10 protein-coding genes and 1 tRNA gene are annotated in these 14,165 nt (G+C 41.0%); 10 read left to right on the forward strand and 1 reads right to left on the reverse strand.

Features of this window, described 5'->3' with window-relative positions; all coding sequences use genetic code 11:
- Positions 1-61 precede the first annotated feature (61 nt).
- The 4 genes from rpmA (at position 62) to tsaD (ending at position 4,146) form a co-directional block, all read left to right on the forward strand.
- The gene (gene rpmA / locus H6679_03250; GenBank protein ID MCB9493265.1) at positions 62-325 is read left to right on the forward strand and encodes a 50S ribosomal protein L27; all 264 of its coding nucleotides are present in this window, start codon (positions 62-64) and stop codon (positions 323-325) included.
- 38 nt (positions 326-363) lie between these two features.
- Positions 364-1,266 carry a protein translocase subunit SecF gene (gene secF / locus H6679_03255; GenBank protein ID MCB9493266.1) on the forward strand — a complete coding sequence of 301 codons (903 nt, stop codon included), beginning with the start codon at positions 364-366 and terminating at the stop codon, positions 1,264-1,266.
- A 219-nt stretch (positions 1,267-1,485) separates the two neighbouring features.
- Positions 1,486-3,093, forward strand: coding sequence for a transcription termination factor Rho (rho, locus tag H6679_03260; protein MCB9493267.1), 1,608 nt, complete (start codon positions 1,486-1,488; stop codon positions 3,091-3,093).
- Positions 3,094-3,099: 6 nt separating this feature from the next.
- On the forward strand, positions 3,100-4,146 hold the full coding sequence (gene tsaD, locus H6679_03265; GenBank protein ID MCB9493268.1) for a tRNA (adenosine(37)-N6)-threonylcarbamoyltransferase complex transferase subunit TsaD: 1,047 nt from the start codon (positions 3,100-3,102) through the stop codon (positions 4,144-4,146).
- Between the two features lie 3 nt (positions 4,147-4,149).
- Here the strand turns inward: tsaD and H6679_03270 are convergent, their stop codons facing one another.
- Positions 4,150-4,911, reverse strand: coding sequence for a hypothetical protein (locus H6679_03270; GenBank protein MCB9493269.1), 762 nt, complete (start codon positions 4,909-4,911; stop codon positions 4,150-4,152).
- A 179-nt stretch (positions 4,912-5,090) separates the two neighbouring features.
- Here H6679_03270 and H6679_03275 point away from each other — a divergent pair.
- From H6679_03275 to H6679_03300, 6 genes are all read left to right on the forward strand, one after another.
- A tRNA-Gly gene (locus tag H6679_03275) sits at positions 5,091-5,165 on the forward strand.
- Between the two features lie 208 nt (positions 5,166-5,373).
- Positions 5,374-6,057: a Jag N-terminal domain-containing protein gene (locus H6679_03280; GenBank protein MCB9493270.1), complete on the forward strand. Its 684-nt coding sequence runs from the start codon at positions 5,374-5,376 to the stop codon at positions 6,055-6,057.
- Complete coding sequence (gene mnmE / locus H6679_03285) at positions 6,041-7,465, forward strand: tRNA uridine-5-carboxymethylaminomethyl(34) synthesis GTPase MnmE (protein MCB9493271.1); 1,425 nt, start codon at positions 6,041-6,043, stop codon at positions 7,463-7,465. Before H6679_03280 ends, mnmE begins: the two co-directional genes overlap by 17 nt.
- A gap of 27 nt (positions 7,466-7,492) precedes the next feature.
- Positions 7,493-8,620 carry a C39 family peptidase gene (locus tag H6679_03290; GenBank protein ID MCB9493272.1) on the forward strand — a complete coding sequence of 376 codons (1,128 nt, stop codon included), beginning with the start codon at positions 7,493-7,495 and terminating at the stop codon, positions 8,618-8,620.
- Positions 8,621-8,719: 99 nt separating this feature from the next.
- Positions 8,720-11,479 (forward strand): hypothetical protein, encoded by a 2,760-nt coding sequence (locus H6679_03295; protein MCB9493273.1) that lies wholly within the window; start codon positions 8,720-8,722, stop codon positions 11,477-11,479.
- Between the two features lie 115 nt (positions 11,480-11,594).
- The gene (locus H6679_03300; GenBank protein MCB9493274.1) at positions 11,595-14,150 is read left to right on the forward strand and encodes an AAA family ATPase; all 2,556 of its coding nucleotides are present in this window, start codon (positions 11,595-11,597) and stop codon (positions 14,148-14,150) included.
- Positions 14,151-14,165: the final 15 nt, after the last annotated feature.

Consider the following 14,165-nt stretch of genomic DNA (forward strand, 5'->3'; position numbering starts at 1 on the left):
AAAGTATCCTCGTAATTATTTTAAGTTTGTCTTTAATTACAACATTCAAAGGATTAGTCACATGGCAACGAGTAAGAGCGGCGGTTCGTCGAGTAACGGTCGCGATAGTATAGGTAAACGGTTAGGCTGTAAGCGTTTTGATAACCAATTTGTAAACGCAGGTGAGATTCTAGTCCGTCAAAGAGGGACTCGTTTTCATCCTGGCAAAAATGTTATGCGCGGCAAAGATGATACACTTTTTGCAACCGCGTCGGGTCATGTTAAATATGGCAAGGGGTTAAAAGGCAGAAGATATATTCAAATATTATCTGCGGAGAGTAATTAATATAGTTTTTTAATTTTTCATTATGCACTGGAGAAGCAATGCATACTGCAGCAGGCTCTGTTTCTTACAAGTATGACTTTTTAAAGTATCGTTATGTTTTAATTGGCATATCATTGGCGTTTATGATTACAGGTGCTTTGGCATATGTAGTTCGCGGGGGCTTTAAGTATCATATTGATTTTACAGGTGGTGCTGAACTTCGTGTTACGTTTCAAAAGCCCATAGAGACTGGGCAGCTGCGTAATTTTGTTAGCAATGAGGGTTGGGGTGACGCCAGCATTCAAAGCGTTGGGAAGGAATCGCGTAGTTTTTTGGTGCGTGTAGGAAGTCTTGAAAGTAGTACAGAACAACAAATTGTTGAGTCACTTCAAAAAGGATTTCCCGATAACAAGGCAAAAGTTGATAGTATTCAGTGGATTGGCCCAGAAGTAGGGCGCGATACAACGCGCAATGCTCTCATTGCGGTCTTGCTATCTATGCTTATTTTGCTTATCTATATAGCGGTTCGATTTGAGTTGCGATTTGGTGTTGGAGGAGTCGTAGCCTTAGCGCATGACGTACTTGCTGTTTTGGTCTTTCTCCTTTTGTCTGGGGAGCCATTCTCCCTGCATGTGCTTGCATCAGTGCTTGCGGTGCTTGGGTATTCGCTTAATGATTCCATTGTTATATTCAGTAAAATTAGAGAGAATTTAAAGTTGCATAAAAATGCTTCAGAGTATGACATAGCTAATCTAAGCATTAATCAAACCTTGACAAGAACGCTGTTGACAAGTTTAACAACTTTTCTCTCAGTCTTCGCTGTTTTTTTGCTTGGAGGTGAGTCGTTGCGGGGGTTGTCTTCTGTGATGCTTATAGGCATTGTTTTTGGAACATACTCTTCCATTTACATTGCTAGTCCAGTAATGCTTGCTTTTCATAATAAAAAATCTAAAGCTCGATAATACAGTATTTTATACTGCATGAAATATTTGCGTTGCAGGTATGGTTCTTGTAAAAACAAGGACCATACTGCAATTTCTTTACAAACGCACGAGAGATAATGCACAGTAGCCGTATTGCTACGTGGTGTAAAATGTTGAAAAAGAATCTGTTTAATATCTTTTATTCTCATACAAAAACTCATGGTAGATGCTAAAGAAAAAGAAATGCGAAATAAGAAAATGAATCCAGAAACAGATCCCCGTAATGTGACTTCGGTGAAAAAAGATGTTAAGAAAGTTCCTCTTGCTTCTGTAAATACTAGTAATAAAAGCACAAGAAATGGTTCGATACCGAGTTCTTTGAAGGTAGAAAATCAAAGAAAAAGGAAAGGTACTGTATTGAGTAAGAATAATGTTTCTTCAAAGACTGGTGAGCAATTAGATAAGTCATCGTCAAGCTCGACTGCCCAAACAGGCACGAAGGAAGAAGTAGTTAGTAGGGAGGGGACCTCGCCTACCTCGGCTCGCGATGGGAATGGGGGATCCAAAGTGGAACAAAATAAAAATAGCGTTACAGCGCCAAAATCTTCAATTAATGTGCAAGAACTCAAAGAAATGGGCATCACTAAATTAATTGCGTATGCACAAAGCATTGGTCTTACTGATGTGAGTTCGTTTAAAAAACAAGAAATAATTTTTAAAATTTTAGAATCTCAATCTGATCAAAAGGTCGAAATTTATGGGGAAGGCGTTTTGGAGCGCTTACCTGATGGATTTGGTTTTTTACGCTCACCTAAGTTTAGTTATGTTCCTGGACCAGATGATATCTACGTTTCTCCCGCTCACATTAAGCGTTTTGGGCTTAGAACTGGTGATGTTGTACGTGGTATTTTGAGAAAGCCAAAAGAGGGTGAGAAGTACTTTGCTTTGCAACGGGTTGAGAATGTTAATTTTCAGGCGCCATCCAACGCAGCAGCACGTACAGTATATGAAAATTTGACGCCGCTCTTTCCAGACGAAAAATTCAATTTAGAAGGTGATCCGTCTGTTATTTCAACGCGTATTCTTGATATGTTTGTGCCGATTGGTAAAGGGCAGCGTGGTCTGATTGTTGCACCTCCAAAAACGGGTAAAACGATTTTGCTTAAAGAGGTTGCAAACACTATTGCGCATAATCATCCAGAAGTTCATATGATGATGCTTCTCATTGATGAGCGGCCCGAAGAAGTGACGGACATGGAGCGTTCGGTTAATGCAGAAGTCATTAGCTCAACGTTTGATGAATTCGCAACACGACACGTTCAGGTTGCAGAAATTGTGCTTGAAAAGGCAAAGCGCTTGGTTGAAGCTGGTCGAGATGTTGTTATATTCTTAGACTCTCTTACTCGTCTTGCTCGTGCATACAATACACTTGCGCCGTCATCGGGAAAAGTTTTGACTGGTGGTATAGATGCAAATGCCCTGCAGCGACCAAAGCGTTTTCTCGGTGCCGCGCGAAATATTGAAGAAGGTGGATCTCTTACTATTTTAGCTACAGCGCTTGTAGAAACCGGCTCAAAAATGGACGAAGTCATTTTTGAAGAGTTCAAAGGAACGGGCAATATGGAAATTCATCTAACCAGAAAATTGAGCAATAAAAAGACATTTCCTGCCTATGACTTACAGATTTCTGGTACACGTCGTGAAGACCTTCTGCTTGAGCCGCATCAGGTTCGTAACATGTGGGTACTGCAAAAATTTCTTGGTACTATGAATACGAGTGATGGCATGGAGTTTTTGATTGAAAAAATGCGTAAGCATAAAACAAATCAGGAGTTCCTGGAAATCATGAGTAAGCAGAAAAAATAAGCGTGCATGAATCTTATTCTTGGTATTGAAACATCGTGTGATGAAACTGGTGCTGCGCTTTATTCGATAACGCAGCAAAAAATTCTAGCACACAGTCTTTTTTCTCAAATTGCCTTGCATAAGCAGTATGGGGGTGTTGTTCCAGAGATAGCCTCCCGCTCACAACTCGAGAAAATTGATGTTATTGTGCAGCATGTACTCGACCAAGCAGGGCTTTCTATGGGCGATGTAGATGCAATCGCCGTGACAAGCAAACCTGGGCTTGCAGGTTCGCTGCTTGTCGGAACATGCTTTGCAAAGGGACTTGCGTGGGCATACAACAAGAAGATTATAGCTATAGATCATCTTGAGGGTCATGTTTTTTCGTCTTTTCTTGCTGCGGATGGTTCTCTTAATCAAGCGGTTCCATTTCCCCATGTGTGTTTGACAGCATCAGGCGGGCATACGTCGGTGTATCACGTGAATGGTTTTGGAGATTACCAAACGTTGGGTTCAACGATTGATGATGCAGCAGGAGAGGCCTTTGATAAAATTGCTAAAGTTCTTGGTTATGGCTATCCTGGTGGGCAGATTATAGAAGAGCTTGCAGGAGAAGCTGATTTTATTGATTACCTTAATTATCCACGGACTAAAAATCCAAACGGTGATGTTTTCTTTTCATTTTCTGGTTTGAAAACGGCGGTGTTGTATAGCCTTGTCAAAAAGGGCGTTTATGATCTTGAAACAGGACCAGTCAAGCAGGCTATGACGCCGCAGTTAGCGCGAGAAGTAGCAAGTTCTCTGCTTGTATGCATTGCCGATATTTTTTCTAATAACATAGCATGCGTGCTAAAAAAACAGCCGGGTATCAAGGCTGTTACGTTTGTTGGAGGGGTTGCTTGTAATCGATACATTCAAAAGCGTCTACAGCAACTTTGTGACAAAAAAAGGGTACAGCTCTTTGTAGCTCCACGTTCTTTTTGTACTGATAATGGAGCGATGATTGCCTTTGTAGGTGGCTACAAAACGGAGCAGCGTCAGTTTTCTGATAGTACTTTTGATATTATGAAATAAGGTTTACTGCATCAAAGAAATCTTAACTTTGTTATTGTCGCTAGAGTTTTTTTTCTCTTCTTTAATTGTTTCATGAAATGGTTTACTGTCCAATGCGTACAGTAGAGATTTTGCTGAAAGACGCCTAAGTTCTTCAGTTTCATGCTTTGTTAAATGAATTACAGGCAGTTTAATGATGTCTGTTGAAGCATCCAGCTCCCAGTCTTCAACTTTAGCAACATGTTTAGGATCAATCATAACAATAACGCTTTGTTCTGGGATAGTGTATTCTTTTTTTTCAAGATTTTTTTCTTTACTAGACCACACGGCAAACTTTTTGCGACCGTGTTTCTTTAGCGAGAAATAACGGTAGCGTTTCTCGGGTAAAAGTTGTAGATATTCGACGGTATTTTTGTCGGAAACAAAATCAACAGCTTTGGTTATAACAAAGCCAATTTTTTCGGGTATTTCTTCTCCATTGAGTGGGAAAGAATAAAATCCCTCCTCGTCGCTATTTACCTCCTTGCCTGCAAAATAAACTTTAAATGGGGGTGCCTTTTGAGTAGGATCACTAACGTTGATGCATCCTTTGAGTGTTGCTTGTTTATCTTTGCTGCTTGTGCTGCTTGTTCGTCCGCCTTTTTTTCTGCTTCGGGGGCCTGGTTTTTCTGCTGCTAAAAGCTCTTCAAGGCTTTCAAAGGTGTTTTCTTTTTCATCTGTGTTAGCATAGAGTGTGAAGAAAATACAAACAGTCATAAGCAATGACTGTATCTTTATTTTTTTCATATATAGCCTCATTAAAATAGTCTAATTGTTGAATTAATGGTCAGTTTCTAGTCTGAAGAGGAGACTGAATTTTAGCAAGTTTTTATAAAAAACTGAAAAAGTCGTTTTTACATTTGACATTTAGCTTGAATGGGGGTACCATCTTATGCATAAATTCTTCAAAAAAACATTGAAATTAAGCGGGAATAGCTCAGTGGTAGAGCATTGCCTTGCCAAGGCAAGGGTCGCGGGTTCAAATCCCGTTTCCCGCTCCATTAAAATTACAACAAGAAATTGCGTCTTGAGCGATGTTTTTTCCATTTCATGTTGTTTTCTTTGTAAAAAAATAACATTTCCATCATACTAAAGTAGTAGGGGGTACAAGTAGCACATGTATTTTACATGCTCACACAAAGGCACTAAGCTTGATGTTACTCACGTATTTTTATTAAATAATCGATCATTTGGAAAGGTTTTCTTGCGATGAAGTCGATGCTGCATGAAGGATCTACTGTTTTAAAAGCCATAGAAAAAGCATGGGTTGATTCTGGTAAACCAGCAGAGTTCAAAATTAATGTTCTCGAGGCAGGGCAGACGGGGTTTTTGGGTTTCTCAAAGCACCCGGCAATTGTTTCGATAACGTATGACCAGAAAAAGGTTGCTCAGCACCAACGTCCAGAGCAACGCGGTCGTCAAACATCTAATCCTGCGCCTAAAAAAGTTCAGGGACAAGGCCGTGAGCAAGATACTCGACGAGCTAGTCAGCCGCAACATAATAATAGGGATAATAGGAAAAAACAACAGTTGCAGCCGCAACAAAGAATTTTGCAGCCTAAGGCTTCTTCTTTACCTCAGGGCGATCAGCCTAAAAGAGAGCAGCCGATACATACGGGATGGCACCAAGACCTTGTAGATGATGTCACTGCGTGGTGCAGAGATTTTGTTAGACATTTGGGAACTAACGTAGCGTTTACAACAAAGATTGAAAAGAATGTCTTGCGCATAACGTTTGAACGAAGCGCCTGTCCAAAGCCCGATGAAGAAAAGTCTTTGTACGGTGGGATGTCGTATCTTTTAATCCAGTTTCTGAAGAAAAAACATCGCAAAAAATTTGCCGGATACCATATTGTTTTAGGCACAAAATCTTCGCATGACCAGAGAAAATAACGCGTTGCTTGTAGCTGGGCATGATGCGATTGTTGCTCAATGCACGCCACAAGGTAGTGGAGCACTTTCACTTGTACGTATTTGTGGGGACAGTGCGGTTGAAGTAGCAGATAAGCTTGCCAAGCTTTCGTCTGGAAAAAAATTAGTTGATTGTCAGTCTCATACCATTCATCATGGGCATGTGGTTAACAGAAAAAATGCTCCAGCTGATGTTGTTGATGAAGTGCTCTTTTTTCTCATGCTTAGCCCTAAAACGTTTACGGGGCAAGATACCGTAGAAATCACAACTCATAATAATCAATTTATAGTTCAAAAGATTATAGAGCTTGCAGTTCAGGCTGGCGCACGTGTTGCTGAGCCGGGTGAATTTACCAGGCGTGCATTTTTGCATGGTAAAATTGATCTTGTTCAGGCTGAATCGATTAATGACTTAATTCACGCGCAAACGCAACATGCGCTTGAAAAATCTATGCAACAGCTCAAGGGTTCACTTTCTTCGTTTTGTGCTCAGATAGAACAGGGCATTTTCCAGATACTGACCTTAGTTGAGGCGAGTTTTGAGTTTCTTGACGAAGAGCAGCGAGACTTTGATTTTGATGAACTTGTTGAAGAAAAATTAACATTATTGTTAGAGCAGATTAAAGCTGTTCAAGCAAATAATAATGCTGTTCAGCTTATCAAGCAAGGTGTTCGCATTGCTCTTTTAGGGTCAGTTAATGCAGGTAAATCAACATTATTTAATCGATTACTCAATAAACAGCGCGCCATTGTTACTGATATTGCAGGAACAACACGTGACAGCATTGAAGCGAATTTGTATAAAAATGGAAACTTTCTCATGCTCGTTGACACTGCTGGGCTAAGGCAAACAGATGATGTTGTTGAAAAAGAGGGTATTATTCGTTCCCGCGAGCAGGCTGCGCATGCTGACATTGTTTTGCTTGTTTGTGATAGCTCCAAACCACTAAGTCAGGAGCAGCAGGATGACTATCAAGGTGTTATTAGCCAGTATGCCGACAAAGTTATTGTGGTTTTTAACAAGATTGACATAGGTAGCAAAGATTTTGCTCAGCAGTATACGTTTTTTAAAGATATTCCTGCAGTTTTTGTATCTGCCCAAGAAGGTGATGGCATTGTGGAGCTTGAAGTGAGGTTGGATGATACAATTAAAAAACTTTTTTCGACATACAATTCCCCCTTTCTTCTGAATAAAAGACATATTGATGTTATAACTGAAATTCAAAATAAACTTGAATTGCTTGCAAGTAACCAGCATCAACGGGTACACTATGAATTAATGGCACATCATCTTAAGCAACTTCTTGAGCATGTTGCTCAACTTACCGGAAAGAATATTTCTGAGCGCATGATGGATATGGTCTTTGGCCAGTTCTGTGTTGGTAAGTGATTTGCATCACTAGGCCGAGGAGTAGTAATGAATCAGATGCATAGATATTTAGTTTGTACCCTGTTTATTTTACATACATTAACTTCTGTTTTTCCTCATGCAAAACCGCGAGTTAAAAAGCAGTCTCAAAAATTTTCGTCCATGTTTGCTCACGTTATTCCCGACTACGTACATGAAATGCGTCAGTCGTCAGACTCTTATTTTTGGCAGCATGAAGATGGCGTCAAGCCCTTTAATGAGTTGATTTTTTCATGGAATGGCCATCGTCCCAAACAGGGCAAGTTTACTTTTTGGGTGAGCGTCAAGCATGGTGGTGGTTGGTCATCGTGGCATCGCATTGCTGAGTGGGGCAAAAACCATCAGCGTAGCTTCATCAACCGTAAAAACCCCTATGTTCACACCAAGCATGTTCGTGTTGAGCTGCAAAAGGGCGTTAAGGCAAAGGGTTTTCGTGTTAAAGTAAGTGCAGAGGGTGGTGCTGATGTTAAAAATCTTAAAGCATTATTTGCTTGTTCATCAGACCTTAAGCATTTTCCTCATCCTGAGTATGCCTTTAATATGCCAAGTGTTAGTATTGGCAATGTTCCTAAGCAATCACAAATGAAGCTTGCTCATCCTCGATGTCGTGATTTATGTTCACCGACCAGCAGCATGATGGTACTTAAGTATTTGTTGCATAAGGCTTATGGTTGCGTTTTGCCTCGTTGTTTACATAACCAGACAATTAATTTTGCCGATAAAGTTCACGACAAAGGCATTGATATTTATGGCAACTGGCTGCTTAACGTTGCTCAGGTTTACGATTCTTCGCAGGGCAAGCTGCTGTGTGGTGTTGGACGGTTGAATGGTTTCAAAGATTTGTACCAATACCTAAAACAAAGCATTCCCGTGGCGGTAAGTGTTCGTAATTTAACGGGCGGAGCAACACCATACGAGAATGGTCATTTTATGGTTGTTATTGGCTGGGATCAGGCAAAACGTTCTGTTGTCTGCATAGATCCAGCTTTTGATGCTAACCGTGCTACGCTTAAAAGCTACAAGCTTGGCAATTTCTTACGTTCATGGGCGCGCTCGCGCAATCTTTCTTATATTGCTACCCCAGTTAAAGATTTTTACTCTCGCTTTTCAGACCAAGGTTTGTCTACTTTGTGGTAAAGGCAGCAGACTTTTTACAAATACTATTTTTTGAAGTATATTCGGGTACTTTTTTGGCCACAGAAAAATAGTTATTCTTTAAAAATAAAAGGTTTGCCCATGCAGATAACCATAAGTACGAAAATTAAATGCATTTTTTTACCTGTGATGCTTGCGTTAGCATTAGCGCCATTGCAGGCGTGCGATGGAAGTGTAGATGAATCAAAAATACTGCAAAAGGTTGAGCTGGCATTACGCGTGCTAGAGGCAGGTGTTGATGTAGCGGTGACAAGCATGCAGGGTAGCGATACTCCTGGGCGTGAAGCATTTCGTAATGCGGTTCGTGATGGTGTTCGTGTTATTGCAAAAGCATTATGCATGTGTAATGATTTGCAGGTTGCAGAAATGTTTAATCTGACTGGTGGGGTCACTGATTTTGAGCTGAATGTTGATTTTTTATTGTTACAAGCTTATGACATTGTTCATCTTGGCTCACATCTTTTTACAGCGCTTACAGAAATGAAAAGTGATCATAAAGCCTCTTCAAATTTTAAACAATCACTTGACGATGAAAAAGCGCAAGTTTCTGATTATTTGCTTGCGTTGAGTGCTGGTGGAGCGGGTATTTTTGGGGCTTTTAAAACACATCCACTTGATGAGAGCATACAGCGTCAATGGGCACACAATATTTATGTGCTTTCACGTGTTTTGCGTGAGGCTAGCAATCACAGCAATGATACACGCTATTTGTTGGGTTTAGGTCTTATTGCTTTGAATAATCTTTATTCTTGTCATCAGACTTGGGCTGGTACAAACACAAGAGATGGTGATTTTGGCCTGCAATTGCGTACACAGCTTGACTCTGACAGTACCAATGCGCGTAAGAACAGGGTGGTTGAAAGGCTTGTTGACCTCATGCAGAAATATAAGCCAGCCGACTTCAAACAAGAGGTGGTAGACAAGGGATACGGACAAAAATTATTTGAGCATGCATTGTCTGTGCGTGACATCGAACTGGCAAAATTATGCAAAGCTGCCGGGCTTTCTATGGATGACGCCACCAAAGTTTATTTGCTTGACTGTATAATCGATGAGCTGCAGGAAGGGGGAGAAGATCCCTGGATTGAGCTGCTCGACATCGTTGATGAGCAGACACATTGTCTACAAGAAAATATAATTAAGCTTGTTATTGAAAGAAAAAATCCGGTAACGTTATTCTGTCTTTTTGAACAGGGCAATACTGGCCAGGAGCATAAGCAACGTATTGCACAGTGTTGTGTTGCCGAGTTGCCACGCCATTGTACAAAAATGTTAGAAAAAGATCTTACAAGCCCTGATTTTAAAAAACACTTACAAGATGCCTATAAAAAAATGGAGGAGAATAAAGACTCTAAACTTGCTCATGATGATTATAAAAAATTACGTAGCCTGCTCTTCCCAGAGCTTTCTCCTGAGCCTGACAAGGGTAATAAGGGCGATAAAAAAACCAAAGATGGGTCGGGAAAAGATGGTGCGCAAGAAGACGACGAGCCGAAAGATACTAATCCTGCATTGACCGAACAAAAAAAGAAGTTATGCACACTAGCACAGGATGGAAGGTTACTAGCTATAAACAATTGGGAAAAGACTGTTGAAGCTTTGGAGGGTGATGTTGACATTAAGTTGGATGTTAATTTCTTTAGGCATTGCGCACCCAAGCAACTTTGCATAGATTGGTATGGCCATTTCTCACGAGGGATACGTAATTCGAGTATACCGCAAATGAAAATGCTCTTTGACCGAGATCTATCTCCGTTTGCTTTGGTAGGGCGGTCAGATGGTTCTTGTCACGTGAGTTGGGATATGGCTAAGAAAATGCTTGTTGATGGAGATGAGAATCCTGAAAATATTCAGTTTTTACAAGACATCTTAAAAAATAAAGCTTTTGGTGATGAATGGGTAATGCAGGGGATGTCCAGAGGATTTACGGATATGCGAAAATATAACCCTGTAGAGCTTGCATTAGCAGAAAAGAAACCGCTGTTTGCAAAAATATTGGTAGAGCACTTTGTCAGACAAGGCATCTTTGAGCTGCCAGTTTATGCTGGCTACTCGGATAAAACATCAGCTAATCTAATTACCAGTAAAAAAAGTATAGCTGACTATATCAAAGAAATTGTGAAAGCAGGTGTTTCAGAGCAAGTGTGTGGTGAGCTTGAGAATCTTGCAAGGCAGTGTGAAGATAAACCGTGCAGGTTAGCAAAAAGATATGCTTATAAAATTGTCCAGAGTCAATTGTTTGATGAAGAAGATGCAGGCGAGGTAGTAAAAATTATCAATGAAAATAAAATAAAAGGTTTAAATAATTGGTGCCTGAAACAAATCTCAGGCGATGTATATTGGAAAATGTGGCCAGCTAGATTTAAAAAATGGGTTCAAGCTGCAAATGTTGCACAAATGAGGACTTTGTTTGATGCGGGTATTGCTCCTGTCGGGAATTTTAAAGAGAATGATGATTTAGCAGTTTTAAGCTTTCAAAGCAAGCAAGCTGTCGTACATACGTGGCACATGATTGCACAGCTTGTCAGGCGTTGTGAGGTAACTGAAGAAAGCGCGCGGCTCATGACAGATATTTTTAATTGTCAGCAGTGGGATGAGTTAATGAATAAGCAAGAGGATGGGCTGATATTTCTTACCGGTAGCACAAAAAGTGGGCTTGACGATAAAAAGACCTACAATTTACTGCAGCTTGCTATGCTTAACAACAAGCTGCAGTTTGCTGAACTTATCAAAACAGAGCTAGAAAAACGCGGCGTTACAAAACTCAAAGATTATTCTGTTCAAGGATATCCTGAAAAGCCTTTGGCGCAATATTTCAAAAATGGTGATTCTGAGGGCTAGGTTCTTGATTTAAAGGCAAAATGTCGGCACGATTAAGGCATATATCTAGCTATTTAAATGTATGCCTTAATTTCTATCAGCATGTTGAGAAAAATTCTAAAGCAAAGGATGCACGATGAACGGTGATAAATTTACTCACGCTTTTACTGAGTTACTGCAAACAGCGATGGAGTTAGCAACTGATAGTGGTCATGCAACGCTGCAGGCGCTGCATGTGTTGAGTGCACTGAGTGAGCATGAATTAACGGCTTCTTGTGCTCAAGCGCTAGGGGCCGATCTTGTCCAGCTTAAGCAGGTTGTTAGCAGTGAGCTTGAGAGTTTGCCTACCGTAAGTGGTGCTCAGCCAACGCCAGACCAGTCTATGCAAAAATTGCTTAGCTCATGCAGGCAAGAAGCAAAGGCTTTGGGAGATGAGTTTATCAGCGTTGATGTATGTTTGTTGGTGTGTTGTAGCGTTGATTTATTTTCATCAAGCGTAAAAAGCTTTTTAAATCAGCAACTTCCGGCCGGCCGGGTTAAAGAGTGGGTACAAAAAATGCGTGCGGGGCAAAGTGTGAAAAGTCAAACTGCTGAAGGTAACTATCAAGTGCTTGAAAAATATTGCCAAGATTTAACTAAGCAGGCACGAGATGGCAAGCTTGATCCTGTCATTGGGCGGCATGATGAAATTAGACGTGTTATCCAGATACTTTCACGTCGAACAAAAAATAACCCTGTGCTTGTTGGTGACCCGGGCGTAGGCAAAACAGCCATTGTAGAAGGTATTGCTCAGCGTATCATCAATAATGATGTACCAGAAAGTTTGAAGGGACATCAGATTTTAGCACTTGATTTGGGTTCACTACTTGCGGGGACAAAGTATCGTGGAGAGTTTGAAGAGCGGCTTAAAGCGATATTAAATGAAATTGAAAAGCAGCAAAATGGTATTATTCTCTTTATCGATGAACTGCATATGTTAGTTGGTGCTGGTGCTACTGGCGGTGGTATGGACGCATCAAACCTACTCAAGCCAGCCCTTGCCCGTGGCATTTTGCATTGCATTGGTGCGACAACGGTTGCAGAATATCGCCAGTACATTGAAAAAGATGCGGCGCTTGAGCGTCGTTTTCAAAAGGTTCTTGTCGAAGAAGCATCAATTCAAGATGCTATTTCAATTTTACGTGGTCTCAAAGAGCGGTACGAATTACATCATGGTATTCGTATAAAAGATCAAGCAATTGTAAAAGCAGTGCAGCTTTCAGCACGCATGATTCCAGACCGGTTTTTGCCGGACAAAGCAATTGACCTGATTGATGAGGCTGCTTCGATGGTTAAAATGGCTATCGATTCAACGCCTGAGCAGATTGACAAGCTTGAGCGTAAGATTAGGCAGCTTGAGATTGAAAAAGTGGCGCTTGAAAAGGAAAAAGATGAGGCTTCCCAAAAGCGTTTAGCCGATGTAGGCCAAGAGCTTGCTAGTGCTAAAGAAAAACACCGTGAACTTGTTAGCGCCTGGCAGGCTGAGCGTAAGCCGCTGGAAGAGATTGGCAAGTACAAGGCTGAACTTGATGAGGCTAAAATAGCGTATGAGCGGGCTGAACGTGAAGGCGATTTCGCGAAAGCATCAAAAATAAAATATGGCACGGTTGTTGAGCTTGAAAAAAAGCTTGAGCAGGCCCAACAAGCACTTGATAAAAATGGTACACATTTGATTAAAGAAGAAGTTGATGAAGACGATATCGCTGCGGTTCTTGCACGTTGGATTAAGGTGCCGGTTGAAAAATTGAGTATGGACGAAACGCAAAAGTTGATTGAAATGGAAGCTGAACTTGAGCGTCGTGTTGTGGGGCAGCAGGAAGCAGTCGGTAAAGTGGCAAACACAATTCGTGTACACCGTGCGGGCATTGCCGATCCTAATAAGCCGATTGGTTCATTTCTATTTTTAGGGCCTACTGGTGTGGGCAAAACAGAAGTTGCGCGTACGCTTGCCGATTATTTGTTCAATGATCCAACAAAAATGGTACGCATTGACATGTCTGAGTACATGGAAAAACATGCCGTTTCACGTTTGATTGGTGCGCCGCCTGGCTATGTTGGCCATGAAGAAGGCGGTCAGCTCACTGAGGCGGTCAGGCGTCATCCCTACAGCGTAGTTCTGTTTGATGAAATTGAAAAAGCTCACCCGGAAGTTTTTAACCTATTTTTACAGATTTTTGATGATGGTCATTTGACAGACTCAAAGGGGCGTACGGTTTCGTTTAAAAATTGTATTTTGATCATGACGTCCAACATTGGCTCAGACCTGATTTTACAGGCGGGAACTGTTGATGAAAAAGTACGCAATAACATAGAACAGTTATTACATAAGAACTTTAGGCCTGAATTTTTAAATCGTATCGATGAGATCGTTTATTTCAACTCGCTGAGTCAGGAAGCATTGCACGGTATTGTGTTGATCCAGCTTGACGGACTTAAAAAACGCATGGCAGAACGGGATATTCAGCTTTCGATTTCAGAATCGGCAGTTGCCCAGCTTGCCCAGCGTGGATACGTCAAAGAATTTGGTGCTCGGCCGTTAAAACGAGCTATCAATCAGTATGTGATTAGTCCACTATCAGTTCAGATCTTACAGCATCCTGAAAAAAAGCAGTTTTCAGTTGATATCAAAAACGGTGAGTTTGAGATTAGTTAAAATCTCTGAGATTAG

The sequence above is a fragment of the Campylobacterota bacterium genome (genome assembly GCA_020633995.1).
Classification (GTDB): domain Bacteria; phylum Babelota; class Babeliae; order Babelales; family RVW-14; genus JACKCO01.